The 23,772-nt window shown below is 67.8% G+C and carries 28 protein-coding genes; 24 read left to right on the top strand and 4 right to left on the bottom strand.

Annotation, left to right across the window (positions count from 1 at the left end; genetic code table 11):
• The first annotated feature begins 33 nt into the window (after positions 1 to 33).
• Genes AC1RVW_RS10025 through recG form a run of 3 tightly spaced genes read left to right on the top strand, consistent with a single transcriptional unit; the run spans position 34 to position 4,336 of the window.
• Entirely contained in the window at positions 34 to 708 is a 675-nt protein-coding gene (locus AC1RVW_RS10025) for a DUF4166 domain-containing protein (RefSeq protein WP_081267411.1), read from the top strand.
• Entirely contained in the window at positions 705 to 2,201 is a 1,497-nt protein-coding gene (locus AC1RVW_RS10020; RefSeq protein WP_493199614.1) for a TIGR01777 family oxidoreductase, read from the top strand. The genes AC1RVW_RS10025 and AC1RVW_RS10020 overlap by 4 nt, the downstream gene beginning before the upstream one ends.
• 11 nt (positions 2,202 to 2,212) lie before the next feature.
• The gene (recG, locus tag AC1RVW_RS10015) at positions 2,213 to 4,336 is read left to right on the top strand and encodes an ATP-dependent DNA helicase RecG (protein WP_493199612.1); all 2,124 of its coding nucleotides are present in this window, start codon (positions 2,213 to 2,215) and stop codon (positions 4,334 to 4,336) included.
• Positions 4,337 to 4,342: 6 nt separating this feature from the next.
• Here recG and AC1RVW_RS10010 read toward each other — a convergent pair whose 3' ends face one another.
• Both AC1RVW_RS10010 and AC1RVW_RS10005 read right to left on the bottom strand, forming a co-directional pair.
• Positions 4,343 to 4,975, bottom strand: coding sequence for a LysE family translocator (locus tag AC1RVW_RS10010; protein WP_493199610.1), 633 nt, complete (start codon positions 4,973 to 4,975; stop codon positions 4,343 to 4,345).
• A 95-nt stretch (positions 4,976 to 5,070) separates the two neighbouring features.
• A complete protein-coding gene (locus AC1RVW_RS10005) occupies positions 5,071 to 5,775 on the bottom strand; it encodes a GntR family transcriptional regulator (RefSeq protein ID WP_493199609.1) in 705 nt (234 codons plus the stop codon).
• A gap of 271 nt (positions 5,776 to 6,046) precedes the next feature.
• Between AC1RVW_RS10005 and AC1RVW_RS10000 the strand changes: the two genes are divergently transcribed.
• From AC1RVW_RS10000 to AC1RVW_RS09955, 10 genes are all read left to right on the top strand, one after another.
• On the top strand, positions 6,047 to 6,784 hold the full coding sequence (locus AC1RVW_RS10000) for a DUF969 domain-containing protein (RefSeq protein ID WP_081267416.1): 738 nt from the start codon (positions 6,047 to 6,049) through the stop codon (positions 6,782 to 6,784).
• 2 nt (positions 6,785 to 6,786) lie between these two features.
• Entirely contained in the window at positions 6,787 to 7,743 is a 957-nt protein-coding gene (locus tag AC1RVW_RS09995; RefSeq protein WP_493199607.1) for a DUF979 domain-containing protein, read from the top strand.
• A gap of 9 nt (positions 7,744 to 7,752) precedes the next feature.
• Positions 7,753 to 8,433, top strand: coding sequence for a pyroglutamyl-peptidase I (gene pcp / locus AC1RVW_RS09990; RefSeq protein WP_493199605.1), 681 nt, complete (start codon positions 7,753 to 7,755; stop codon positions 8,431 to 8,433).
• Positions 8,434 to 8,483: 50 nt separating this feature from the next.
• On the top strand, positions 8,484 to 9,257 hold the full coding sequence (locus tag AC1RVW_RS09985; RefSeq protein WP_106936472.1) for a LamB/YcsF family protein: 774 nt from the start codon (positions 8,484 to 8,486) through the stop codon (positions 9,255 to 9,257).
• Between the two features lie 2 nt (positions 9,258 to 9,259).
• Positions 9,260 to 10,846, top strand: coding sequence for a 5-oxoprolinase subunit B/C family protein (locus tag AC1RVW_RS09980; RefSeq protein WP_493199681.1), 1,587 nt, complete (start codon positions 9,260 to 9,262; stop codon positions 10,844 to 10,846).
• Positions 10,847 to 10,860: 14 nt separating this feature from the next.
• Positions 10,861 to 12,594 carry an acetyl/propionyl/methylcrotonyl-CoA carboxylase subunit alpha gene (locus AC1RVW_RS09975; RefSeq protein WP_409194462.1) on the top strand — a complete coding sequence of 578 codons (1,734 nt, stop codon included), beginning with the start codon at positions 10,861 to 10,863 and terminating at the stop codon, positions 12,592 to 12,594.
• Positions 12,595 to 12,906: 312 nt separating this feature from the next.
• A complete protein-coding gene (locus AC1RVW_RS09970; protein WP_493199602.1) occupies positions 12,907 to 13,872 on the top strand; it encodes a LysR substrate-binding domain-containing protein in 966 nt (321 codons plus the stop codon).
• A 141-nt stretch (positions 13,873 to 14,013) separates the two neighbouring features.
• Complete coding sequence (locus AC1RVW_RS09965; protein ID WP_081267422.1) at positions 14,014 to 14,589, top strand: Dps family protein; 576 nt, start codon at positions 14,014 to 14,016, stop codon at positions 14,587 to 14,589.
• Between the two features lie 74 nt (positions 14,590 to 14,663).
• Complete coding sequence (ubiA, locus tag AC1RVW_RS09960) at positions 14,664 to 15,524, top strand: 4-hydroxybenzoate octaprenyltransferase (protein WP_409194461.1); 861 nt, start codon at positions 14,664 to 14,666, stop codon at positions 15,522 to 15,524.
• Between the two features lie 5 nt (positions 15,525 to 15,529).
• Positions 15,530 to 16,012: a MaoC/PaaZ C-terminal domain-containing protein gene (locus AC1RVW_RS09955; protein WP_409194460.1), complete on the top strand. Its 483-nt coding sequence runs from the start codon at positions 15,530 to 15,532 to the stop codon at positions 16,010 to 16,012.
• A 2-nt stretch (positions 16,013 to 16,014) separates the two neighbouring features.
• Here the strand turns inward: AC1RVW_RS09955 and proC are convergent, their stop codons facing one another.
• Both proC and AC1RVW_RS09945 read right to left on the bottom strand, forming a co-directional pair.
• The gene (gene proC / locus AC1RVW_RS09950; RefSeq protein WP_409194459.1) at positions 16,015 to 16,872 is read right to left on the bottom strand and encodes a pyrroline-5-carboxylate reductase; all 858 of its coding nucleotides are present in this window, start codon (positions 16,870 to 16,872) and stop codon (positions 16,015 to 16,017) included.
• Positions 16,873 to 16,883: 11 nt separating this feature from the next.
• Positions 16,884 to 18,044, bottom strand: coding sequence for an esterase-like activity of phytase family protein (locus AC1RVW_RS09945; RefSeq protein ID WP_493199599.1), 1,161 nt, complete (start codon positions 18,042 to 18,044; stop codon positions 16,884 to 16,886).
• A 215-nt stretch (positions 18,045 to 18,259) separates the two neighbouring features.
• On the opposite strand from AC1RVW_RS09945, the gene rplN reads away from it, so the two are divergent.
• From rplN to secY, 11 genes are read left to right on the top strand one after another with little or no spacing between them, the layout of a single operon-like run.
• Positions 18,260 to 18,628: a 50S ribosomal protein L14 gene (rplN, locus tag AC1RVW_RS09940; RefSeq protein ID WP_009124801.1), complete on the top strand. Its 369-nt coding sequence runs from the start codon at positions 18,260 to 18,262 to the stop codon at positions 18,626 to 18,628.
• Positions 18,629 to 18,641: 13 nt separating this feature from the next.
• Positions 18,642 to 18,974 (top strand): 50S ribosomal protein L24, encoded by a 333-nt coding sequence (gene rplX / locus AC1RVW_RS09935; protein WP_056592808.1) that lies wholly within the window; start codon positions 18,642 to 18,644, stop codon positions 18,972 to 18,974.
• An 11-nt stretch (positions 18,975 to 18,985) separates the two neighbouring features.
• Entirely contained in the window at positions 18,986 to 19,525 is a 540-nt protein-coding gene (gene rplE / locus AC1RVW_RS09930; protein ID WP_081267426.1) for a 50S ribosomal protein L5, read from the top strand.
• Positions 19,526 to 19,533: 8 nt separating this feature from the next.
• Positions 19,534 to 19,839: a 30S ribosomal protein S14 gene (gene rpsN / locus AC1RVW_RS09925; RefSeq protein WP_081267427.1), complete on the top strand. Its 306-nt coding sequence runs from the start codon at positions 19,534 to 19,536 to the stop codon at positions 19,837 to 19,839.
• A gap of 20 nt (positions 19,840 to 19,859) precedes the next feature.
• Positions 19,860 to 20,255 carry a 30S ribosomal protein S8 gene (gene rpsH, locus AC1RVW_RS09920; protein ID WP_081267428.1) on the top strand — a complete coding sequence of 132 codons (396 nt, stop codon included), beginning with the start codon at positions 19,860 to 19,862 and terminating at the stop codon, positions 20,253 to 20,255.
• A gap of 24 nt (positions 20,256 to 20,279) precedes the next feature.
• Positions 20,280 to 20,813 (top strand): 50S ribosomal protein L6, encoded by a 534-nt coding sequence (gene rplF / locus AC1RVW_RS09915; protein WP_081267429.1) that lies wholly within the window; start codon positions 20,280 to 20,282, stop codon positions 20,811 to 20,813.
• 14 nt (positions 20,814 to 20,827) lie between these two features.
• Positions 20,828 to 21,193, top strand: coding sequence for a 50S ribosomal protein L18 (rplR, locus tag AC1RVW_RS09910; protein ID WP_081267539.1), 366 nt, complete (start codon positions 20,828 to 20,830; stop codon positions 21,191 to 21,193).
• An 18-nt stretch (positions 21,194 to 21,211) separates the two neighbouring features.
• Positions 21,212 to 21,730, top strand: coding sequence for a 30S ribosomal protein S5 (rpsE, locus tag AC1RVW_RS09905; protein WP_081267430.1), 519 nt, complete (start codon positions 21,212 to 21,214; stop codon positions 21,728 to 21,730).
• 24 nt (positions 21,731 to 21,754) lie between these two features.
• Positions 21,755 to 21,937 (top strand): 50S ribosomal protein L30, encoded by a 183-nt coding sequence (rpmD, locus tag AC1RVW_RS09900; protein ID WP_019653974.1) that lies wholly within the window; start codon positions 21,755 to 21,757, stop codon positions 21,935 to 21,937.
• Between the two features lie 11 nt (positions 21,938 to 21,948).
• Complete coding sequence (gene rplO, locus AC1RVW_RS09895; protein ID WP_009124820.1) at positions 21,949 to 22,380, top strand: 50S ribosomal protein L15; 432 nt, start codon at positions 21,949 to 21,951, stop codon at positions 22,378 to 22,380.
• 27 nt (positions 22,381 to 22,407) lie between these two features.
• Positions 22,408 to 23,721: a preprotein translocase subunit SecY gene (secY, locus tag AC1RVW_RS09890; protein WP_009124822.1), complete on the top strand. Its 1,314-nt coding sequence runs from the start codon at positions 22,408 to 22,410 to the stop codon at positions 23,719 to 23,721.
• Positions 23,722 to 23,772 lie beyond the last annotated feature (51 nt).

Here is a 23,772-nt window from a genome sequence, read left to right as displayed (position 1 = left end):
ATCGGCGGTGTCTTGCCAAGGCAGAATCGGCGCATGCCTGATTCACTTGCCGCGCGCGCCGCACCCCAGCCCGGGCCTTCCGAAGGCGAGCTCTTCAAGAAGATCCTGGGGAGCAAGTGGCAGGGCCTGCACCCCGACATCCGACGTCGCTTCGACAAGAACCCGTTGCCGGGCAGGGCGCTGCATTACCTCGGTGCGCTCAGCGAGCTGCGCTGCTCGCGCTTCGGCAAGCTGCTGGGGCACCTGACGCAGCCGATGATCCAGGGCGCGCTCATTCCGTACAGCGACGCCAATTTTCCGGTGGAGATACAGGTCTATGCCAAGCCCGAAGACCCGGCCATCTACAAGCAGCGCATCTACCGCCTGCATGGCCGCAAGCCGATCCAGTTCACCAGCTTCATGCGCGAGAGCGAGCGCGGCGAGGTGCTGGAGTACGTGGGCATGGGCCTGGGCATGAAGCTGGTGCTGAGCGTCGAAGAAAACGGCAGCCTGCATTTCCAGAGCGACGGCTACTTCTGGGACGTGCTGGGCTGGCGCATTCCGCTGCCCGGCGTGTTCACGCCCGGCAAGACTTTCCTGTGGCACCACAACGAGACGCCGGAGCGCTTCAACATCCGCATCGAGATCCGCCACTGGCTGATGGGCACCACCTTCACCCAGGTCGGCGTGTTCGAGGAAGTGACTGAACCCAAGGCGGTGACCGCATGACGATCGACACACACCTGCTGGCGCTGCAGCTCATGGCCGCACAGGGGCTGATGGGCGCGTTCGACACGCTCTATCACCACGAAGGCACCGAGGCGCTGGCGCAGCGCAACACCGCGCGGCGCGAGCTGTCCATCCACGCGGTGCGCTCGTCGATCTACTGCGCCATGTTCATAGGGCTGTCGTCGTGGGCCTGGCACGGCGTGTGGGCCTGGGTGCTGCTCGCGGTGTTCGGCGTCGAGATCGTGCTCACGCTGTGGGACTTCGTGGTGGAAGACGGCAGCCGCCTGCTGCCGCCCACCGAGCGCGTCACGCACACGGTGCTGGCCATCAATGCGGGCGCGTTCATCGCGCTGCTGGCCATGAACGCGGTCGACTGGGCGGCGCAGCCCACGGCGGTGGTGTGGCAGCCGCAAGGCTGGCTCGGCGCGTTCCTCGCGCTGTGCGGCGTGGGCGTGGGCATCTCGGGGCTGCGCGACGGGCTGGCGGCGCGCGCGCTTTTCCGCCGCACCGCGCAGGAGGAACAGCGCGCGGCCGATGCGCCGGTGCGTTTCGGCAGCAAGCCGCAGCGCGTGCTGGTGACCGGCGGCACCGGCTTCATCGGCCAGATTCTGGTGCGCCACCTGCTGGCCGACGGCCATGCGGTGACGGTGTGGACGCGCGATGCGCGCTCGGCCGCCTGGGGCTTCGGCGGCGCGGTGCGCTGCGTGCAGGCGCTCGAGCAGATCCCGGCCACGGACGATGTCGACGTGGTCATCAACCTGGCGGGCGCGCGCATCCTCGGCCAGCGCTGGAGCGAGCGGCGCCAGCGCCAGCTGATGCAAAGCCGCGCGGGCCTCACGAACACGCTGGTCGCGTGGATCGCCACGCGTGCGCGCAAGCCCTGGCTGCTGCTGTCGGGCTCGGCCATCGGCTACTACGGCGTGCAGCCGCAGGGCGACACCGCCGAGCTGGCCGAAGACGCACCGCCGCAGGACATCTTCATGTCGGCGCTGTGCCAGGCCTGGGAGCAGGCCGCGCGGGGCGCGGTCGCGCACGGCGTGCACGTGGCCTGCATGCGCTTCGGCTTCGTGCTGGGCCACCAGGGCTCGCTGCCGCAGCTGCTGCTGCCGGTGGCGCTCGGCATGGGCGGCCGCCTGGGCAGCGGGCGGCAGTGGCTGTCGTGGGTGCATGTGCATGACGTGATCCGCGCGATGGCCCATGTGTGGAGCCTGGCCGAGCAGGCCGGCGGCAAGGCGGCGGCAGCGCAGGCTTTCAACTTCACCGCGCCCGGTGCGCTCTCGCAGGAGGAATTCACCCGCGTGGCGGCCGGCGTGATGCACCGCCCCTTCTGGATGCCGACACCCGCCGCGCCGGTCAGGCTGCTGCTGGGCGAGCAGGCCGACCTGCTGCTCGAAGGGCAGCGCGTGGTGCCCGCGCGCCTGCTGCAGACCGGGTTCCGCTTCGCGTTTTCCGATGCGCGCAGCGCATTGACGGACCTTTGCCGCCCGCGCTAGAAGCTTCGCCCGTGCCGCCCAAGAAACAAGCTCCCCCGCCCACCGCCGACGCAGCCGCGGCACCGCCGCAGCCGCCCGGTGCCGGCCTGAGCCAGGTGCAGCGCGCGCTGCGCAAGCTCGGGCTGGTGCGCGACATCGACTTCGCGCTCTACCTGCCGATGCGCTACGAGGACGAGACCCGCATCGTGCGCCTGGTGGACACGCGCGACGGCGACATGGCGCAGGTCGAGGGCGTGGTCACCGAATGCGAGGTGGTGTACCGCCCGCGCCGGCAGCTCATCGCCACCATCGACGACGGCAGCGACACCTGCCAGCTGCGCTTCTTCAATTTCTATCCGTCGCAGCAGAAGCAGCTCGCGGTCGGCGCGCGGGTGCGCGTGCGCGGCGAGATGCGCGGCGGCTTCGTGGGGCGGCAGATCATGCATCCCACGGTGAAGGCGGCCGGCACCGCGCTGCCCAACGCGCTGACGCCCATCTACTCGACCGTGGCGGGGCTGCCGCAGCCGGTGCTGCGGCGCGAAGTGCGCTCGGGCCTGGCGCGGGCCGTGCTCGACGAGACCATTCCGGTGCAGATCGGCTTCCGCGGGGCCTGGGACCTGCGCGCCTCGCTGAGCTTCCTGCACTACCCGACGCCCGACGTGGCCATGGCCACGCTCGAAGACCACAGCCACCCGGCGTGGCAGCGCATCAAGGCCGAGGAACTGCTGGCGCAGCAGCTGTCGCAATTGCAGGCACGGCTGGAACGCGCGGCGCAGCGCGCGCCGGTACTGCCCGCGCCGACCGAGCCTGCGCCTGCCTCGCTGCATGCGCAGTTGCTCGCGGTGCTGCCCTTCGGCCTGACCGGCGCGCAGCAGCGGGTGGGCGAGGAGATCACGCGCGACCTCCGCCGCGAGATTCCCATGCACCGGCTGCTGCAGGGCGACGTGGGCTCGGGCAAGACGGTGGTGGCCGCGCTGGCGGCGGCACGCGCCATCGATGCGGGCTTCCAGTGCGCGCTGATGGCGCCGACCGAAATCCTCGCGGCGCAGCACTTCGGCAAGCTGGTCGGCTGGCTCGATCCGCTGCTGGCCGAACGCGGCCTGCGCGTGGCGTGGCTCACGGGCAGCCAGAAGAAGAAAGAGCGCGACGCGATGTCGGCGGCGGTGGAGAGCGGCGAGGCCGCGCTGGTCATCGGCACGCATGCCGTCATCTCGGAGAAGGTGCGCTTCAAGAACCTCGCGCTGGCCATCATCGACGAGCAGCACCGCTTCGGCGTGGCGCAGCGCCTGGCCTTGCGCGGCAAGGCCGAAGGGCACCTCGAGCCACATCTGCTGATGATGAGCGCCACGCCCATCCCGCGCACGCTGGCGATGAGCTACTACGCCGACCTGGACGTGTCCACGCTCGACGAGCTGCCGCCGGGCCGCACGCCCATCGTCACCAAGCTGGTGGCCGACCACCGGCGCGACGAGGTCATCGACCGCATCCATGCGCAGATCGCGCAGGGGCGGCAGGTGTACTGGGTGTGCCCGCTGATCGAGGAGAGCGAGGCGGTCGACCTGCGCAACGCCACCGAAACCCGCGACGAGCTGGCCGGCACCCTGGGCGAGCCGATCCAGGTTGGCCTGCTGCATTCGCGCATGCCCACGGCCGAGAAGCAGGCGGTGATGGCGGCGTTCACCGCCAACGAGATCCAGGTGCTGGTGAGCACCACGGTGATCGAAGTGGGCGTGGACGTGCCCAATGCCTCGCTGATGGTGATCGAGCATGCCGAGCGCTTCGGCCTCTCGCAGCTGCACCAGCTGCGCGGCCGGGTGGGGCGCGGCGCGGCGGCCTCGGCCTGCGTGCTGCTCTATGCGCCCGGCGACAGCGGCCGCGTGGGCGAGGCCGCGCGCGCCCGGCTCAAGGCCATGGCCGAGACCGGCGACGGCTTCGAGATCGCGCGGCGCGACCTCGAGATTCGCGGGCCCGGCGAATTCCTGGGGGCGCGGCAATCGGGCGCGCCGCTGCTGCGCTTTGCCGACCTGACGACCGACACGCTGCTGCTCGACTGGGCGCGCGAACTGGCGCCCGTGATGCTGCAGAAGCACCCCGACCTTGCGCAGCGCCACATCGACCGCTGGCTCGGCACCAAGGCCGAGTACCTCAAAGCCTGAGAGAACTCAGGTCGTCGGCCGGCGCGTGAAGGCGAGGATCAGCCCGAAGCCGACCATCATGCTGCCGCTGATGCGGTTGAACCAGCGCATCGCGCGGCTGCCGTTGGCCATGCGGCGCATGCGCGCGCCGAGCAGCGCGTAGAGCGCGATCGCGACCAGCTCGAACACCAGGAATGTCGCGCCCAGCAGCAGGTAGCTGCTGGCGTAGGCTTCCGGCGTCACGAACTGCGGAAAGAAGGCGGTGAACACCAGGATGGCCTTCGGGTTGCCGGCCGCCACGGTGAATTCCTGCCGCGCCAGCGCGCGCATGGACGGCGGCGCGGAGGCGTCGCGCGAACCCACGTCGGCCGTGGGCGCCGGGGCGCGCAGCAGGCGGATGCCGATCCAAACGAGGTACGCCGCGCCGATGTACTTGATGACGTGGAAGGCCAGCTCCGACGCCACCAGCACCGCGCCCATGCCCAGGCCCGCGACGGCGATCATGATCGCGAAGGCCACGAGCCGTCCGCTGGCCGCGATGACGGCCGGCGACACGCCGTGCTTGGCGCCGTTGGTCACGGACAGCAGGTTGTTGGGGCCGAACGCCATGTTGATGGCGAAGCAGGCGGGCAGGAACAGCAGGTAGGCAGACAGTGTCATGGCGCGTCTCCGTCGGCGTTGCGTGGCGGGACCGCCATTATTTCAGCTCGCCGAGGAATGCCGCGACACCGGGGCGGCCCTTCCCCGAGCCCCGCCTAGCTGTCGACGCCGCCCTCGGGCATTTGCCGCGCGTACACCGCGAGCACGATGCGCTCGGAGTGGATCAGGTAGTCGTTCAGCGCCGCCGAGCCCTCGGCGAACTTGCCGGCCTCGATGAGTTCGAGCAGCTTGGTGTTCATGTCCACGTAGGGTGCGTGCAGGAACTCAGGGTCTTTCAGCAGGCCGAAGGCCAGCCGCAGCTCGACCAGGATGTGCGCGAACAGCACGTTCAGCCGCTCGCTGTCGGCCAGCTCCACGATGCCCTTGTGGAACTCCATGTTCGCCGTGCCCACGCCCAGCCAGTCGCCGGCCTCGCGGCACTTCAGCGCCAGTTCCACGGCTTCGCGCATGTGCTTCTTGGCCGGGTGGCGGGGGTAGGCCTGCGCCAGCGCCTGGCATTCGATGAGGCGGCGCACGCGGTAGATGTCGATGATCGACGCGATGCTGGGCACGGCCACGAACACGCCGCGGTTGGGCGCGTGCTTGAGCAGGCCTTCCTTGGTCAGCGTGCGGAACACCTCGCGCAGGGTGTTGCGCGAAATCTCGAAGCTGTCGGCCAGCGTGGCCTCCGACAGCCGCTGCCCGGGCGAGAACTCGCCCTTCACGATCTTCTGGCGGATGAGCTCCGCCACCCGGTCGTTGAGCGTCTGCGTGCCCGCGGCCGGCGAGGCGGGCTGTGTGGGGGAAACCTGTCGATTCATGCCGGGAGGTAGGTGGAGGGGGCGTCGGTGCCGCGCGTTTGTAGCAGATTTCCGCCGGCCGCCCGTGCACCAGATCGCAACGCGATCAGGGTTTCCATGGGGTCAGTCAGGCACCTTTGTTGGGCACACTCGCACTGATTGTTCAACAATCTTAAGAAAATGAGTGGTTCAGGTTGTTTGAATTGCTCATTCATTGGCACGGCGCTTGCGTAGACCGACGTGCCGGCGCACATGCGCCAGGCGGCTGTGAACTCCAACACGAAAGACCCACATGACTCCTGACATCCCTCTCTGGCCGCTGATTGGCGTGGCCGTCATCATTGCGGGGTTCATCCTGCGCTTCAATCCGATGCTGGTGGTGATCGTCACGGCCATCGTGACGGCCGCCGCCGCGGGCTTCGGCCCCATGGCCATCCTCACGGCCATCGGCACCGGCTTCATCAAGACCCGCAACCTGCCGCTGATCATTCTTCTGCCGCTGGCGGTGATCGGGCTGCTGGAGCGCCACGGCCTGCGCCAGCATGCGCAGAACTGGATCGGGCGCATCAAGTCGGCCACCGCCGGGCGCCTGCTCATCGTCTACCTCGCCGCGCGCGAACTCACGGCGGCCATCGGCCTCACCAGCCTGGGCGGCCATCCGCAGATGGTTCGCCCGCTGCTCGCGCCCATGGCCGAAGGCGCCACCGAAACCCGCTACGGCAAGCTGCCGGAGCGCCTGCGCCACAAGCTGCGCGCCTATGCCGCGGCCACCGACAACGTGGGCCTGTTCTTCGGCGAAGACATCTTCGTGGCCTTCGGCGCCATCGTGCTGATGACCACCTTCCTGCATGAAGCGGGCATCGACGTCGAGCCGCTGCACATCGCGATGTGGGGCATTCCCACCGCGATTGCCGCGTTCGTCATCCATTCGTGGCGCCTGCGCCGCCTCGACCAGGCCATCGCCCGCGAGATGGAAGGCACCCCGGGCACCGACGCCCCGGCCGTGCCCGCCACGCAAGAGGGCCGCTGATCATGATTCTCTCGATCCAGCACCTCTACATCCTGGTCGGCCTGATCCTCGCGATCACGGCCATCATGACGCTGACCGACCGCCAGCACCCCAAGCGCTACACCAGCGGCCTGTTCTGGGCGCTCTATTCGCTGGTGTTCCTGGTGGGCGACAAGCTGCCGCCCGCGTGGGTGGGCGTGGGCGCCGTGGCCATGGCCGTCATTGCCGGCATGCGCGGCGTCGGCGCGGGCAAGCACCGCGAGCCCTCGCCCGAGCAGTACCAGGCCAGCGCCGCGCGCCTGGGCAACAAGCTCTTCATGCCGGCGCTGGCGATTCCGCTGGTCACGGTGATCGGCACCGTGCTGATGAGCAAGGTCAAGATCGGCGACGCCTTCCTGCTCGACCCCAAGAACACCACGCTGGTGAGCCTGGGCGTGGGCTGCGTGGTGGCGCTGGCGCTGGCATGCTGGCTGACGCGCGAGACGCCGGTGCAGGGCATGCGCGAGTCGCGCCGCCTGACCGACGCGCTGGGCTGGGCCGTGGTGCTGCCGCAGATGCTGGGCATGCTGGGCCTGGTGTTTTCCGACGCTGGCGTGGGCAAGGCGGTGGCGTACATCACCACCAGCTACATCAACATGGACATCCGCTTCGTCGCGGTGGTGGTGTACGTGCTGGGCATGGCGCTGTTCACCATCATCATGGGCAACGGCTTCGCGGCCTTCCCGGTGATGACGGGCGGCGTCGGCGTGCCGGTGCTGGTGGGCGTGTACCACGGCGACCCGGCGGTGATGGCGGCCATCGGCATGTTCTCGGGCTACTGCGGGACACTGATGACGCCGATGGCGGCCAACTTCAACATCGTGCCGGCGGCGCTGCTGGAGCTGCCCGACAAGAACGCGGTCATCAAGGTGCAGGTGCCCACGGCGGCCGCGCTGCTGGTGGTCAACATCTTCCTGCTGTACTTCCTAATGTTCCGCTGAGGCCCCGCAATGAAGAAGACGACCGGTACCGCCGCGCCCCGCGTGCTGCTCGCGGGCTTCGAGCCCTTCGAGAACGACCCCGTCAACCCCGCGTGGGAAATCGCGCGCACGCTGGACGGCTGGACCTGCGAAGGCGCCGCGGTGCAGGCGGTGCAGCTGCCCTGCGTGTTCGGCCGCGCCATCGACCGGCTCGACGAGGCGCTGGCGGCCGGCACGGCGCCCGTGCTGGTGCTGTGCATCGGCGCGGCGGGCGGGCGCACCGAGATATCGCTGGAGCGCGCCGCGCTGAACGTCGACGACGCGCGCATCCCCGACAACGCCGGCTACCAGCCCATCGACATTCCGGTGGTCGAGGGCGGGCCGGCGGCCTACTTCAGCACGCTGCCCATCAAGGCCATGGTGCGCGACATGCGCGCGGCCGGCCTGCCGGCGGCGGTGTCCAACAGCGCGGGCACCTTCGTCTGCAACCACATCTTCTACGCGCTGATGCACCGCATCGCGACGCAGCCCGCGCTCGCGCGCACGCGCGGCGGCTTCGTGCACGTGCCTTACCTGCCCGAGCAGGCGGCTTCCAAACCCGGTTTCGCCAGCATGGCGCTCGCGACGCAGGTCGAGGCCTTCCGCGTGGCGATCCGCACCGCATTGACCGTGCGCGACGACGTGCGCGAGACCGGCGGCCGCCTGCACTGACCCGATGACCCCTGTGGCGTGCGCCCGCCGCGCGCCGGAAAAGACGAACGATGAACATCGACTTGAACAGTGACCTCGGCGAGAGCCTGGGCGTGTGGCGCATGGGCGACGACGCCGCCATGCTGGATATCGTGAGCAGCGCCAACGTGGCCTGCGGCTTCCATGCGGGCGACCCGGCCGGCATCCTGCGCACGCTGCGCCAGGCCGCGCAGCGCGGCGTGGTGGTCGGTGCCCATGTGGCCTACCGCGACCTGGTGGGGTTCGGGCGCCGCAACATGGACGTGGAAAGCGCCGACCTGCGCGCCGACGTGATCTATCAGATCGGCGCCCTCAAGGGCCTGGCCGCCGCCGCCGGCACCACCGTGCGCTACGTGAAGCCTCACGGCGCGCTCTACAACACCATCGCCCACGACGAGCGCCAGGCGCGCGACGTGATCGCCGCCATCCGCGAGATCGACCCCGGCCTGTGCCTGGTGGCGCTGGCCGGCTCGCCGCTGCTGGGCTGGGCCGAGGCGCAGGGCCTGCGCGCCGTGGCCGAGGCCTTTGCCGACCGCGCCTACACGCCGCAGGGCACGCTGGTGTCGCGCCGCGAACCCGGTGCCGTGCTGCACGACGCGCAGGACGTGGCCGAGCGCATGCTGCGGCTCGCCGAGGAGGGCGTGGTGACGGCCATCGACGGCAGCACCGTGCGCATCCGTGCCGAGTCGGTCTGCGTGCACGGCGACAGTCCGGGCGCGGTCGGCATGGCGCGGCAGGTACGCGAGCGGCTGTCGCAAGCCGGCGTGACCATCGCTTCGTTCGTGGGCACGGGCACCGGCGCATGACCATGCGCTGCCTGTCGGTCAACCTGAATGCCGTGCTGGTCGAGCTCGACGACCTGCCGCAGACGCTCGCGCTGCTGGCCTCGCTGCGCGCCGAGCCCATCGACGGCATCGAGGAACTGGTGCCCGCCGCGCGCACGCTGCTCATCACCTTCCGGCCCGCCGCGCTGACGGCGGTGGAGCTTGCGCGCCAGCTGCGGCTGCGCAACCTCGATGCCCGCGAGACGCGCGCGGAAAAGCGCATCGAGATCCCCGTGCGCTACGACGGCGAGGACCTGGCCGAAGTGGCCGGCCTGCTCGGCGTTTCGCCCGAAGACGTGGTGCGCCGCCACACCGGCAGCGACTACACCGTGGCCTTCACCGGCTTCGCGCCGGGCTTTGCCTATCTGTCGGGCGGCCATCCGAGCCTGGACGTGCCGCGCCGCAAGGTGCCACGCACCCGCATCCCGGCCGGCGCCGTGGGCCTGGCCGGCAGCTTCAGCGGCGTGTACCCGCAGGCCAGCCCCGGCGGCTGGCAGATCATCGGCGTGACCGACACGCCGATGTGGGACCTGTCGCGCGCAACGCCGGCGCTGCTGCAACCCGGCGACTCCGTGCGCTTCGTGGACGTCACCTCGTCGCCGGTGACGCCGCCCGTTCCCGCGAGCGAAGCGCCTTCCGCATTCGCGGCGGCCGCGCCCGGCGGCTGCGCACTCGAGATCCGCGCCGCCGGCGTGCAGGCGCTGCTGCAGGACCGGGGCCGGCCCGGCCAGGCGCGCCAGGGCGTGTCGGTCTCCGGCGCGATGGACCAGCGCGCGCTGCAGGCCGCCAACCGGCTCGTCGGCAACGCCACCGACACAGCCTGCATCGAAGTGGCCTACGGCGGCTTCCAGCTCGTGTGCCGCGGCGAGGCGGTGCTGGCCGTCACCGGTGCCGACGGCCCCCTTACGCTGACCCGTGCCGACGGCGCCAGGTGGCCGCTGCCGCGCTACCAGCCCTTCGCGCTGGCCGACGGCGACATGCTCTCGCTCGGCGAGCCCGTCGCCGGCATCCGCAGCTACGTGGCGGTGCGCGGCGGCTTCGCGGTGGCGCCGGTGCTGGGCAGCTGCTCGAGCGACACGCTGGCCCGCATCGGCCGGCCCGCGCTGGCTGCCGGTGATGCGCTGCCGGTGCGTGCCGTGCATGTCGGCGCCGTCGTCGGCGCGCCCGAGACGCCGCCTGCGGACCTGCCCACCGTGCAGGAAGAAGTCGTGCTGGACATCGTGCCCGGCCCGCGCGCCGACTGGTTCACGCCCGAGGCCATCGCGCAGCTGTGCGGCCAGCCGTGGCAGGTCACGCCGCAGTCCAACCGCGTCGGGCTGCGCCTGGCCGGCGATCGGCCGATGGAGCGCGCCAACCTGTCCGAGCTGCCCAGCGAGGGCACCGCGCGCGGCTCCATCCAGGTGCCGCCCAGCGGCCAGCCCGTGCTGTTCCTGGCCGACCATCCGCTGACCGGCGGCTATCCCGTGATCGCCTCGGTCGCCACCCACCACCTGGACCGCGCGGGGCAGATTCCCGTGAACGCCCGCGTCCGCTTCCAACCCGTGGCCGGACTCGGCCCGGTCGAACACTGATCGAGAGTCTTCCGATGAAAAAAGTCCTGATCGCCAACCGAGGCGAAATCGCCGTGCGCATCGCGCGCGCCTGCGCCGACTACGGCGTGCAATCGGTCGCCGTGTACGCCGATGCCGACATCGACGCGCTGCATGTGCGCATGGCCGACGAAGCCTACGGCCTGGAGGGCGACCGCCCCGCCGATACCTACCTGCACATCGCCAAGCTGCTGGCCGTTGCGGCGCGCAGCGGCGCCGACGCGGTGCATCCCGGCTACGGCTTCCTGTCGGAGAGCGCGGCGTTCGCGCAGGCCGTCATCGACGCCGGGCTGACCTGGATCGGCCCGTCGCCCGCCGCCATCGCGCGGCTGGGCGACAAGGTGCAGGCGCGCAAGCTCGCCATGAAGGTCGGCGCGCCGCTGGTCGCGGGCACGGCCGACCCGGTGCAGAGCGCGGCCGAGGTGCTGGCCTTCGCCGAGAAGCACGGCCTGCCGGTGGCCATCAAGGCCGCGTTCGGCGGCGGCGGGCGCGGCATCAAGGTCGCGTGGCGCATGGACGAGGTCGAGGGCCTGTACGAATCGGCCGTGCGCGAGGCCGTCACCGCCTTCGGCCGCGGCGAGTGCTATGTCGAGCAGTTCCTCGACCGGCCGCGCCACGTCGAGGCGCAGGTGCTGGGCGACACGCACGGCAACGTCGTGGTGCTGGGCACGCGCGACTGCTCGCTGCAGCGGCGCAACCAGAAGCTGGTGGAAGAAGCGCCCGCGCCCTTCCTGAGCGACGCGCAGCGCGAGCGCATCCACCAGTCGGCGCGCGACATCTGCGCCGAGGCCGGCTACACCGGCGCCGGCACGGTCGAGTTCATGCTCAGCGCGAGCGGCGCGATCTCGTTCCTCGAAGTCAACACGCGGCTGCAGGTCGAGCATCCGGTGACGGAGGAAACCACCGGCATCGACCTCGTGGTCGAGCAGCTGCGCATTGCCGACGGCCTGCCGCTGTCGGTCACCGAAACGCCGGCGCCGCGCGGCCACGCCTTCGAGTTCCGCATCAACGCCGAGGACGTCGGCCGCGGCTTCCTGCCGACGCCGGGCCCGGTGAAGGTGTTCGACGTGCCCTCGGGCCCGGGCGTGCGCATCGACACCGGCGTGGTGGCGGGCTCGAGCGTGCCGGGCACCTTCGACTCGCTGATGGCCAAGCTGATCGTCACCGGCGCCACGCGCGAACAGGCCGTCGCGCGGGCGCGCCGCGCGCTCGCCGAGTTCCGCATCGAAGGCGTGGCCTCGGTGCTGCCGTTCCATCGTGCCGCGATGGCGCACCCGGATTTCGTGTCCGGCGATGCCTTCAAGGTCCACACGCGCTGGATCGAGACCGACTTCGCCAACGACGAGACCGCCGCCGCGCGGCCCGAGCCGCGGCCCGACACCGCGCTGGTGCGCACCGCCATCGAGGTCGACGGCCGGCGCCTGTCGCTGGGCCTGCCGCCCGAGCTGCTGCGCGGGCTGTCGTCGGCCGATGCGGGGGGCGCCACCGCCGTGCCGGCCGAGGCCGCAGCGGTGCAGGACCCGGCCGCGGTGGCGGCGCCGGTGTCGGGCACGCTGCAGGGCTGGAAGGTCGCCGACGGCGACGAGGTTGCGCAGGGCGCCGTGATCGCCGTCATGGAGGCGATGAAGATGGAAATGCAGGTGCTCGCGCACCGCGCGGGACGCATCGCATTCGGCGTGGCGGCAGGCGGCTACGTGGCGGTGGGATCGGCGATCGCGACCATCGGCTGACGGGCCCCGTGACGCCCATGGCGGGCTGCCGCTTCTTTCTTGTTTATTCTTCTTATTCAAGTTAGTAGTAGTAGATAAGGGTAAACCCCCGCTGTGGACAGCAGGGGTTTTCTCTTGGCTGACAACGACTTGCCGCGCGCGCGTCACTGTGTACACGTCCGTTTCGGGGTCGCCCTGGAAAAAGGACAACTCGCGGGCGAACGATGCCGCTGTGGACAAGTGGGGCCTTGTGCTGAAACTGTCCCCAGAGTTGTTCCGCCAAGGCCCCAGGCCCACCGGGTCGCGGGCGCTTGCGCATAATTGACGCAAGCTATGACTCTCACCGAACTCAAATACATCGTCGCAGTAGCCCGCGAACGGCACTTCGGCAAGGCGGCCGAGGCCTGCTACGTCTCCCAGCCGACCCTCTCGGTCGCCATCAAGAAACTGGAGGACGAACTCGAGGTCAAGCTCTTCGAGCGCAGCGCCGGCGAGGTGACCGTCACCCCGCTGGGCGAGCAGATCGTTCAGCAGGCGCAGAGCGTGCTCGACCAGGCGGCCAGCATCAAGGAAATCGCCAAGCGCGGCAAAGACCCGCTGGCCGGCCCGCTGAACCTCGGCGTGATCTACACGATCGGGCCGTACCTGCTGCCCGACCTGGTCCGCCAGGTGATCCAGCGCACGCCGCAGATGCCGCTGGTGCTGCAGGAGAACTTCACCGTCAAGCTGCTCGAGATGCTGCGCGCCGGCGAGATCGACTGCGCCATCATGGCCGAGCCCTTTCCCGACGCCGGCCTGGCGATGGCGCCGCTGTACGACGAGCCCTTCATGGCAGCCCTGCCCGCGAAGCACAAGTTCGCCGACCGCGAATCGATCACGTCCGAGGAACTGCAGAGCGAGACCATGCTGCTGCTGGGCACCGGCCACTGCTTTCGCGACCACGTGCTCGAGGTCTGCCCCGAGTTCGCGCGCTTCTCCAGCAATGCCGAAGGCATCCGCAAGAGCTTCGAGGGCTCGTCGCTGGAGACCATCAAGCACATGGTGGCCTCCGGCATGGGCGTGACGCTGGTGCCGCGGCTGTCGGTGCCGGCCGAGGCGCTCAAGCCCAGGGTCAAGGGTCGCAAGGAGGCCGAGCAGATGGTGCGCTACCTGCCGGTGCGCGACGCGCACGATCGCGATCCGCCCACGCGCCGCGTGGTGCTCGCTTGGCGGCGCACCTTCACGCGCTACGAGGCCATCGCAGCCCTGCGCAACGCGATCTACGCGTGCGAGCTGCCGGGCGTCAAGCGGCTGTCCTGAAGGCGGCAATTCGGGGAATCGGCCTACGCCAGGGCCGTTTTGAATCGTTGATCGCTGAGATAGAGTGGCGCTGTTGCGAAGCCGCACGCCGGCTTCCAGAATCGAAGCGTTCCACCCAAACTTGAAGAAAGAGTTCCCGCCATGGCCAAAGCCTCGAAGAAATCATCGCCTGCTTCCTCCGCCGGCAAGGTGCCCAAGAAGGGCGGCACGGTGGTCGCGCAGGAGTCGGGCAGCCGCAATGCGCCGATCATCAACATCGGCATCGAACGCCAGGACCGCGCGGCCATCGCCGAAGGCCTGAGCCGCGTGCTGGCCGACACCTACACGCTGTACCTCACCACGCACAACTTCCACTGGAACGTGACGGGCCCGCACTTCAACTCGCTGCATGCGATGTTCATGGGCCAGTACACCGAGCTGTGGGGCGCTACCGACGTGCTGGCCGAGCGCATCCGCGCGCTGGGCCACTACGCACCGGGCTCCTACGCCGAGTTCAGCAAGATCGCCACCGTGCCCGACGTGCCCCAGACCCCGCCCAAGGCGATGGAGATGGTGCGCATCCTGGTGAAGGGCCACGAGACCGTGTCGCGCATCGCGCGCGAATTCATCCCCGTGGCCGAGGAAGCCGGCGACGACCCGACGGCCGACATGCTGACCGCGCGCTGCACGGTGCACGACCAGACCGCGTGGATGCTGCGTTCGCTGCTCGAAGACTGAGCGCGCGCTTTCCTCGCACCTGCACAAGAGCGGCACAATGGCCGCTCTTTTTTTTGCCCGTCTCTTTCCTTCGCATGCTCGCCCGTCGTTTCGCGCTCTACCTCGACCTGATCCGCTGGAACCGCCCCGCAGGCTGGCTGCTGCTGCTGTGGCCCACGCTGGGCGCGCTCTGGTTCGCGGCCGACGGCTGGCCGGGCTGGCACCTGGTGGTGGTGTTCACGCTCGGAACCTTCCTCATGCGCAGCGCGGGCTGCTGCGTCAACGACGTGGCCGACCGCGACTTCGACCGCCACGTCAAGCGCACGGCGCAACGGCCCGTGACCAGCGGCGCGATGTCGGTCAAGGAGGCGCTGGGGCTCGGCGCGGTGCTGGCGCTGATGTCCTTCGCCCTGGTGCTCACCACCAACCGCACGACGGTGCTGTGGTCGTTCGCGGCGCTGGCCATCACGCTGATCTACCCCTTCGCCAAGCGCTTCGTGTCGATCCCGCAGGCAGTGCTGGGCATTGCCTTCAGCTTCGGCATTCCGATGGCCTTTGCGGCGGTGCAGTCGCACGTGCCCGTGTTCGCCGCGTGGCTGCTGGCGGGCAACCTGTTCTGGGTGCTGGCCTACGACACCGAATACGCCATGGTCGACCGCGACGACGACCTCAAGATCGGCATGAAGACTTCGGCCATCACCTTCGGCCGCTTCGACGTGGCGGCGGTGATGGCGAGCTACGCGATCTTCCTCGCGGTGTGGATCTGGGCCGGCGCGAGCCGTTCGCTGGGCGTCCTGTTCTACGCCGGCATCGCCGTGGCCGCGGCGCAGGCGCTGTGGCACTGGCGGCTCATTCACGACCGTACGCGCGAGGGCTGCTTCAAGGCCTTCCGCCTGAACCACTGGCTGGGCTTCACCGTGTTCGCCGGCATCGTGGCCGGTTACGCGCTGCGCTGAACACCATGTCCGACGCCATGCTGGAGCAGCTGAAGCGGAAGATCGGCCAGGAGGGCTTCTCCGAATGGCACCGCATCACACAGGAGATGGTCGACCGCTACTCGGAGCTGTCGGGCGACGGCGAGGGTGAGTGGATCCACCTCGACCCCGAGCGCGCGGCGCGCGAGGCGGACTACGGCGGCACCATCGTGCAGGGCTTCTTCCAGGTGTCGCACCTGATCCGCCTGACCGGCGAGGCCATGCGCACGCTGCTGCCGTTCGACTCGAATCACGCGCTCAACTACGGCTTCGACCGCCTGCGCTTCGTGCGGCCGATGCCCGTGGGCGCGCGCTTCCGGGCGCGGGTGCGCATCGCGGAGGTGACGCCCAGGCCCGGCGACAGCTTCTTGCTGAAGGAGGAAGTCTGGCTCGAACTGGAAGACGGCACCGTCACGCTGGCGGCCGAGTGGCTCTTCCTGCTGGGGCCGCGCGCGCTGCCCGCGGCCTGAAATCAGTCCCGGCCGAATTCCTCGCCCAGCTCCGCGGCGCGCTTCTGCGCCGCGCGGATCGCGGTCTTGAACTGCGCCTTCACGTCGGCTTCTTCCAGCGAACTGATGGCGGCGTAAGTGGTGCCGCCCTTGGAGGTGACGCGCGCGCGCAGCACCGACGGCGGCTCGGTCGCGCTGTGCGCCAGCGCCGAGGCGCCGGTGAAGGTGCCGATGGCCAGGCGCTGGGCCTGCTCGGGCGTCAGGCCCATCTCGACGCCGGCCTCGGTCATGGCCTCGATGAAATAGAACACATAGGCCGGGCCCGAGCCCGACATGGCGGTCACGGCGTCGAGCGCGGGTTCGGCGTCGACCCAGATCAGCTCGCCGGTGGGTGCCAGCAGCTGGCCGACCAGCGAGCGGTCGGCGCCGGTGACGCCGGCGCGCGCGAACAGGCCGGTCATGCCCTTGCCGACCAGCGCGGGCGTGTTGGGCATGGCGCGCACCACGCGCTCGGTGCCAAGCCAACGGGCGATGCTGTCCGACGGAATGCCCGCGGCCACGCTGAGCTGCAACGCGCCATCGGCGAATTCGCGCACCGGGCGGGCGGCTTCGGCAAATGTCTGGGGCTTGACCGCCCACACCACCACCTCGCAGCGCGACAGCGCCTCGCCGGCCTCCGCCTTCGCGACGATGCCGTACGACTGGGACAGCTTGGCGCGGGCCTCCTCGAAGGGCTCGACCACCTCGAACGAATCGGCCGCGGAGCCTTGCTGGATCAGGCCGCCGATGATGGCGCTCGCCATGTTGCCGCCGCCGATGAAGGCGACAGGCGGCAGCGGCGCGGGGGCGGTACGGGGCAGGAAAGTGACGGCGATGGTCATGGTCGGTCGGGTTATTCGAAGGCGAAGGCTGCGAACTGGGTGATCTGAAGTGGATTGAAATTGTCGTCGCTCACGACCACCAGCATGCGCTTGCCGTCGGGCAGCGGCGGCCCCCAGCACATGCCTTCGGTGTTGTCGAGGCGCGACAGGCCCAGGGCGGCGAAGTCAGCCACCAGGGCCTTGGCAGCCGGGCGGTGGTTCCCCGGCGCCAGCATGTCGATGGAGAGCACGTCGCCGGCGGCGCGGGTGTCGATTTCATACAGGCGCAGCGAGTTGCCCGTGCCGGTGGCGTAGGCGCGCTCCAGCACCAGCATGCGGTGGGCGTCGAGCATAAGGATCTCGCTGACGCCGTTGTCGGCATAGGTGCCGGGCACCAGCGGGCGCAGCGGAATGGCGTCGGGCACGTAGGCGATCTGGCGCACGGCGCGCCCTGTGCCCAGGTCGACCTGGGTGAAGCGGCAGGGGCCGCCGGGCGCGCCGGTGGTGGGCTCGGGGCCGTCCTGGATCAGCGCGTTCTCCATGCCCAGCCAGGCGAAGCTGCCGTCCGGCGTGAGGGCGACGCCCTCGAACGTCAGGTTGTCGCGCGGGCCGCGGCGCTTTGCCGGGTCGGGCTGGAACATCGGCGGCATGGCGAATTCGCGCAGGAAGCGCCCGTCGCGGGCCGATTCGTACAGCGCGGGGCCGAAACCGCGGGCGATGTCGCCTTCGCTGGTCCACAGGATGGTGTCGGTGGAGGGGCGCAGGCACAGGGCTTCGGGGTCGGGTACCGGGAGGCCGTCGATGGCATGGCGCCGGCTGGGCCAGGGGCCGCCGCCGGGGCGTTGCAGCTTTACCACGCCCGTGGGCTCGGGCGGCGCGGCCTGTGGCAGCGGCCAGCGTGCGGTGTAGTAGCGCACCGGGTCGAAGTCTGACCGGTCATCGCTGATGAGCAGGTACTCACCTCGCGCCGGGTCGTAGTCGATGCCCGAGAGGCCGCCCACCGTGGTGCCTTCCATATGAAGGCGATGCGCCCAGCGCGCCTCGCCCACCAGCCGCAGCCTGCCGGGGTCCTGCTGCGGAGCGGCGCTGCGGCAGGCGCCAAGGCCCAGCGCCAGCAGGCCGGCAGCACCGGCCAGAAAGCTGCGCCGGCCTGGATGCGGGGCTGAAAAGTGGGATTTCGCAGTGGTGCGCACCGTCGAGAGTCTAGTGCCAGCGCTTAGTGGTGTAATAGGGCTGTTGACATCGGCACAAGTGCGTGCAACAATCGCGGGCTTCGCTTCCAAAAGGCGAAGCTTTCAGCCCAAAGCGGAAGTGCCTCGAGTGGTTCGAGGTGCGGACGACGGGCCCAAGACTGACCGCGGTGTTTCCCTCCTGGAGGCACATCGGTACAAGTTGGGAATATCAAGAAATGATCCAAACTGAATCCCGGCTAGAAGTGGCCGACAACACAGGCGCGAAATCCGTCCTGTGTATCAAGGTGCTCGGTGGCTCCAAGCGGCGTTACGCCAGCGTGGGCGACGTCATCAAGGTCAGCATCAAGGAAGCCGCTCCGCGTGGTCGCGTCAAGAAGGGCGAGATCTACAGCGCAGTGGTGGTCCGCACCGCCAAGGGCATCCGTCGCGCCGACGGCTCGCTCGTCAAGTTCGACGGCAATGCCGCCGTGCTGCTCAATGCCAAGCTGGAGCCCATCGGCACCCGCATCTTCGGACCGGTCACGCGCGAACTGCGCACCGAGAAGTTCATGAAGATCGTGTCGCTGGCACCCGAAGTTCTGTAAGGACAACAACGCCATGAACAAGATTCGCAAAGGCGACCAGGTCATCGTGTTGGCCGGCCGTGACAAGGGCAAGCGGGGCACCGTCTCGCTGCGCAAGGACGACTCGCACGTCGTCATCGAAGGCCTGAACCTCGTCAAGAAGCACACCAAGCCGAACCCCCTCAAGGGTACGACCGGTGGCATCGTCGAGAAGTCCATGCCCATCCACCAATCCAACGTGGCGATCTTCAATGCCGCGACCGGCAAGGCCGACCGCGTGGGCATCAAGATCACCCAGGGTGCTGACGGCAAGCGCGTGGCTGTTCGCGTCTTCAAGTCCAGCGGCGACGAAATCAAGTTCGCCTAAGAGGTACTCACATGGCACGTCTCCAACAACACTATCGCGAAAAGATCGCGAAAGACCTGACGGAAAAGTTCGGCTACACGTCGCCGATGCAGGTTCCGCGCCTCACCAAGATCACCCTGAACATGGGTGTGGGTGAAGCAGTCGCCGACAAGAAGGTTCTCGACAACGCTGTCGCCGACCTGACCAAGATCGCCGGCCAGAAGCCCGTGGTCACCAAGTCGAAGAAGGCTATCGCCGGTTTCAAGATCCGCGAAAACCAGCCTATCGGCTGCATGGTCACGCTGCGTGGCGTGCAGATGTATGAGTTCCTGGACCGTTTCGTGACCATCGCGCTGCCGCGTGTTCGCGACTTCCGCGGCATCTCCGGCCGTGCGTTCGACGGCCGTGGCAACTACAACATCGGCGTCAAGGAACAGATCATTTTCCCCGAGATCGAGTACGACAAGGTCGATGCCCTGCGCGGTCTGAATATCAGCATCACGACGACGGCCAAGACCGATGAAGAAGCCAAGGCGCTTCTCGCCGGCTTCCGTTTCCCGTTCAAGAACTGAGGTGATCCGTGGCTAAAGCATCTTTGATCCAGCGCGAACTCAAGCGCGACAAGCTGGTTGCCAAGTTCGCTGCGAAGCATGCGGAACTGAAGGCGGCTTCCAACGACGTGAAGAAGACCGACGAAGAGCGTGCAGCTGCCCGTCTGGCGCTGCAAAAGCTCCCGCGCAACGCGAACCCCACGCGTCAGCGCAACCGTTGCGAAATCACCGGTCGCCCCCGTGGCACCTTCCGTCAATTCGGTCTGGCCCGCGCCAAGATCCGCGAACTGGCTTTCAACGGCGACATCCCCGGTGTCACCAAGGCCAGCTGGTAAGCCAGGCAGGAGCAAACAACATGAGCATGAGTGATCCCATTGCCGACCTGCTGACGCGTATCCGTAACGCGCAGATGGTGGCGAAGCCCACCGTGTCGGTTCCGTCTTCCAAGGTGAAGATCGCAATCGCACAAGTCCTGAAGGACGAGGGCTACATCGACGGCTTCCAGGTCAAGACCGAAGCCGGCAAGAGCGAACTTGAAATCTCGCTGAAGTACTACGCTGGCCGTCCGGTCATCGAGCGCATTGAGCGCGTGAGCCGCCCCGGCCTGCGTGTCTACAAGGCCAGTGCTTCCATTCCGCAAGTCCAGAACGGCCTCGGCGTTGCGATCGTCACGACCCCCAAGGGCGTGATGACCGACCGCAAGGCTCGCGCCTCCGGTGTCGGCGGCGAAGTTCTGTGCTACGTCGCCTAACCGAGACATCGAGGAGTTACTGAAATGTCCCGAGTAGGAAAAATGCCGGTCACCATCCCCGCAGGCGTGGATGTGTCGATCAAGGAAGACCAGATCAGCGTCAAGGGCACGGGCGGTTCGCTCAGCCTGGCCCGCAATGCGCTGGTGAAGATCGTCAGCAATGACGGCAAGCTGAGCTTCGAGCCCGCCAACGAGTCGCGTGAAGCGAACGCGATGAGCGGCACGATCCGTCAGCTGGTGAACAACATGGTGGTTGGCGTGACCAAGGGCTTCGAGAAGAAGCTCAACCTGGTCGGCGTCGGCTACAAGGCTGCGGCTTCCAACAACAAGCTGAACCTGCAAGTCGGTTACTCGCACCCGGTCAACATCGACATGCCGCAAGGCATCACGGTGGCCACCGCGACCCCGACCGAAATCGTGATCAAGGGTGCTGACCGTCAGCGCGTTGGTCAAATCGCCGCTGAGATCCGCGCTGTTCGTCCGCCCGAGCCCTACAAGGGCAAGGGTATCCGTTATTCGGACGAGAAGATCGTGATCAAAGAGACCAAGAAGAAGTAAGGGGCAGCAAAATGATGTTGACCAAAAAAGCACAGCGTCTTCGCCGCTCGCGCCAGACCCGCATTCGCATCGCGACGCAGGGCGTGGCCCGTCTGACGGTGAACCGCACCAACCTGCACATCTATGCAACCGTCATCTCCGACGACGGCTCCAAGGTGATTGCAACCGCATCGACGGCAGAAGCCGAAGTGCGTACCTCGCTCGGCGGTTCGGGCAAGGGCGGCAATGCCGCCGCAGCCACCGCCGTCGGCAAGCGCATCGCTGAAAAGGCGAAGGCAGCCGGCGTCGAGAAGGTCGCTTTCGACCGCGCAGGTTTCGCTTACCACGGCCGCGTCAAGGCGCTGGCCGAGGCCGCCCGCGAAGCCGGCCTGCAGTTCTAACCGGACACGAGATTCAAAATGGCAAAGATTCAGGCAAGAACGCAGAACGAAGGCCCCGAGGACGGTTTGCGCGAGAAGATGATCGCGATCAACCGCGTCACCAAGGTGGTGAAGGGTGGTCGTATCCTCGGTTTCGCAGCACTCACCGTCGTTGGTGATGGCGATGGCCGCGTCGGCATGGGCAAGGGCAAGTCGAAGGAAGTGCCCGCTGCAGTGCAGAAGGCCATGGAAGAAGCGCGTCGCAACCTGCTGAAGGTTTCGATCAAGAACGGCACGCTGCACCACCAGGTGCAAGGCCACCATGGCGCTTCGACGGTCGTGATGTACCCGGCTCCCAAGGGTACCGGCATCATCGCCGGCGGCCCGATGCGCGCCGTGTTCGAAGTGATGGGTATCACCGACATCGTGGCCAAGAGCCATGGTTCGTCGAACCCCTACAACATGGTTCGCGCCACGCTCGACGGGTTGAAGAACTCGACGACCGCGGGTCAAGTGGCTGCCAAGCGCGGCCTCACCGTCGAAGAAATCTTCGCTTAAGCGCAAGCCGAAAGAAGCATTCAAATGACGCAACAACAAACCCTCAAGGTCCAATTGGTCAAGAGCCCGATCGGTACCAAGGAATCGCATCGCGCGACCGTGCGCGGCCTCGGCCTGCGCAAGCTCAACAGCGTGAGCGAGCTGCAAGACACGCCCGCTGTGCGCGGCATGATCAACAAGATCAGTTATCTGGTCAAAGTTCTGTAAGAGAGACTGATATGGAACTCAATGGCATCAAGCCGGCAGCCGGCGCCAAGCACGCCAAGCGTCGCGTTGGCCGTGGTATCGGCTCTGGCATCGGCAAGACCGCGGGTCGCGGCCACAAGGGCCAGAAGTCGCGTGCTGGCGGCTTCCACAAGGTGGGCTTCGAAGGCGGTCAAATGCCTCTGCAGCGTCGCCTGCCGAAGCGCGGCTTCAAGTCGCACCTGCTGAAGTTCAACGCCGAAGTCACGCTGACTGCTCTCGAGCAGCTCGGCCTGGCCGAAGTGGATGTCCTGGCGCTGAAGCAAGCCGGCCTCGTGGGCCAGCTGGCCAAGGTCGTCAAGGTCGTCAAGACCGGCGAACTGACCAAGGCCGTCAAGCTGACGGGCGTGGGCGCTACCGCTGGTGCCAAGGCTGCGATCGAAGCAGCCGGCGGCAGCATCGCCTGATCACCATCGGACTGAAAGAAGTTCTTCGTGGCAACTAACGCGGCAACGATCGCAAAAACAGGCAAGTTCGGCGACCTCCGTCGTCGGCTCGTCTTTTTGCTGCTCGCGCTCGTGGTCTACCGGATTGGCGCGCACATTCCTGTGCCGGGTATCAACCCGGACCAGCTGGCAGCGTTGTTCCAGGGCCAGCAGGGCGGCATTCTGAGCCTGTTCAACATGTTCTCGGGCGGGGCGCTGTCGCGCTTTACCGTGTTCGCGTTGGGGATCATGCCGTACATCTCGGCGTCGATCATCATGCAGCTGATGACCTACGTGCTTCCGACCTTCGAGCAATTGAAGAAGGAAGGCGAGGCCGGCCGCCGCAAGATCACGCAGTACACGCGCTACGGCGCGCTCGGTCTGGCACTGTTCCAATCGTTCAGCATCGCGGTGGCTCTCGAGTCGTCTGCCGGTCTGGTCATCGCCCCCGGTTTCGGCTTCCGCCTGACCGCCATGGTGAGCCTGACGGCAGGTTCGATGTTCCTGATGTGGCTCGGCGAGCAGATCACCGAACGCGGCCTGGGCAACGGCATCTCGATCCTGATCTTTGCAGGTATCGCGGCCGGCCTGCCGAACGCGATCGGCGGCCTCGCTTCGCTGGTGACGACCGGTGCAATGAATCCGATCATTGCGCTGTTCATCATCGCCGTCGTGGTGCTGGTCACCTACTTCGTGGTGTTCGTCGAACGCGGCCAGCGCAAGATCCTCGTGAACTATGCGCGGCGCCAGGTCGGCAACAAGGTCTATGGCGGCCAGTCGTCGCACCTGCCCCTGAAGCTGAACATGGCCGGCGTGATCCCGCCGATCTTCGCCTCGTCGATCATCCTGCTGCCCGCAACGGTGGTTGGCTGGTTCAGTACCGGTGAAGGCGGTTTCCGCTGGATCAAGGACGTTGCGGGCGCATTGCGTCCGGGCGAACCGATCTACGTGCTGCTGTATGCCGCTGCGATCGTTTTCTTCTGCTTCTTCTACACGGCACTCGTGTTCAACAGCAAGGAAACGGCCGACAACCTGAAGAAGAGTGGTGCATTCATTCCTGGCATTCGCCCGGGTGACCAGACCGCTCGCTATATCGACAAGATTCTGGTTCGCTTGACGCTGGCCGGCGCGGTGTACATCACCTTCGTCTGCCTGCTGCCCGAGTTCCTGATCCTGAAGTACAACGTGCCGTTCTACTTCGGTGGTACCTCCCTGCTGATCATCGTGGTCGTCACGATGGACTTCATGGCCCAGGTGCAAAACTACATGATGTCCCAGCAGTACGAATCGCTGCTGAAGAAGGCGAACTTCAAGACATCGTAGGGCTGTGTTTCAGTATTGAGTCCGGGCGGTAGACCGCCACGTTAAACAGTT

Source organism: Variovorax sp. MPBD4-3, from assembly GCF_058809745.1.
Note: the sequence above shows the minus strand (reverse complement) of the source record. Positions and strands in the feature narration are given on the sequence as shown.

Bases quoted from the DNA above. Each gene is read 5' to 3' on its own strand.
- AC1RVW_RS10025 (WP_081267411.1), top strand. From the start codon at position 34: ATGCCTGATTCACTTGCCGCGCGCGCCGCACCCCAGCCCGGGCCTTCC.
- AC1RVW_RS10020 (WP_493199614.1), top strand. From the start codon at position 705: ATGACGATCGACACACACCTGCTGGCGCTGCAGCTCATGGCCGCACAG.
- AC1RVW_RS10010 (WP_493199610.1), bottom strand. From the start codon at position 4,975: ATGACACTGTCTGCCTACCTGCTGTTCCTGCCCGCCTGCTTCGCCATC.
- AC1RVW_RS10005 (WP_493199609.1), bottom strand. From the start codon at position 5,775: ATGAATCGACAGGTTTCCCCCACACAGCCCGCCTCGCCGGCCGCGGGC.
- AC1RVW_RS10000 (WP_081267416.1), top strand. From the start codon at position 6,047: ATGACTCCTGACATCCCTCTCTGGCCGCTGATTGGCGTGGCCGTCATC.
- AC1RVW_RS09995 (WP_493199607.1), top strand. From the start codon at position 6,787: ATGATTCTCTCGATCCAGCACCTCTACATCCTGGTCGGCCTGATCCTC.
- pcp (WP_493199605.1), top strand. From the start codon at position 7,753: ATGAAGAAGACGACCGGTACCGCCGCGCCCCGCGTGCTGCTCGCGGGC.
- AC1RVW_RS09985 (WP_106936472.1), top strand. From the start codon at position 8,484: ATGAACATCGACTTGAACAGTGACCTCGGCGAGAGCCTGGGCGTGTGG.
- AC1RVW_RS09980 (WP_493199681.1), top strand. From the start codon at position 9,260: ATGCGCTGCCTGTCGGTCAACCTGAATGCCGTGCTGGTCGAGCTCGAC.
- AC1RVW_RS09975 (WP_409194462.1), top strand. From the start codon at position 10,861: ATGAAAAAAGTCCTGATCGCCAACCGAGGCGAAATCGCCGTGCGCATC.
- AC1RVW_RS09970 (WP_493199602.1), top strand. From the start codon at position 12,907: ATGACTCTCACCGAACTCAAATACATCGTCGCAGTAGCCCGCGAACGG.
- AC1RVW_RS09965 (WP_081267422.1), top strand. From the start codon at position 14,014: ATGGCCAAAGCCTCGAAGAAATCATCGCCTGCTTCCTCCGCCGGCAAG.
- ubiA (WP_409194461.1), top strand. From the start codon at position 14,664: ATGCTCGCCCGTCGTTTCGCGCTCTACCTCGACCTGATCCGCTGGAAC.
- AC1RVW_RS09955 (WP_409194460.1), top strand. From the start codon at position 15,530: ATGTCCGACGCCATGCTGGAGCAGCTGAAGCGGAAGATCGGCCAGGAG.
- proC (WP_409194459.1), bottom strand. From the start codon at position 16,872: ATGACCATCGCCGTCACTTTCCTGCCCCGTACCGCCCCCGCGCCGCTG.
- rplN (WP_009124801.1), top strand. From the start codon at position 18,260: ATGATCCAAACTGAATCCCGGCTAGAAGTGGCCGACAACACAGGCGCG.
- rplX (WP_056592808.1), top strand. From the start codon at position 18,642: ATGAACAAGATTCGCAAAGGCGACCAGGTCATCGTGTTGGCCGGCCGT.
- rplE (WP_081267426.1), top strand. From the start codon at position 18,986: ATGGCACGTCTCCAACAACACTATCGCGAAAAGATCGCGAAAGACCTG.
- rpsH (WP_081267428.1), top strand. From the start codon at position 19,860: ATGAGCATGAGTGATCCCATTGCCGACCTGCTGACGCGTATCCGTAAC.
- rplF (WP_081267429.1), top strand. From the start codon at position 20,280: ATGTCCCGAGTAGGAAAAATGCCGGTCACCATCCCCGCAGGCGTGGAT.
- rplR (WP_081267539.1), top strand. From the start codon at position 20,828: ATGTTGACCAAAAAAGCACAGCGTCTTCGCCGCTCGCGCCAGACCCGC.
- rpsE (WP_081267430.1), top strand. From the start codon at position 21,212: ATGGCAAAGATTCAGGCAAGAACGCAGAACGAAGGCCCCGAGGACGGT.
- rpmD (WP_019653974.1), top strand. From the start codon at position 21,755: ATGACGCAACAACAAACCCTCAAGGTCCAATTGGTCAAGAGCCCGATC.
- rplO (WP_009124820.1), top strand. From the start codon at position 21,949: ATGGAACTCAATGGCATCAAGCCGGCAGCCGGCGCCAAGCACGCCAAG.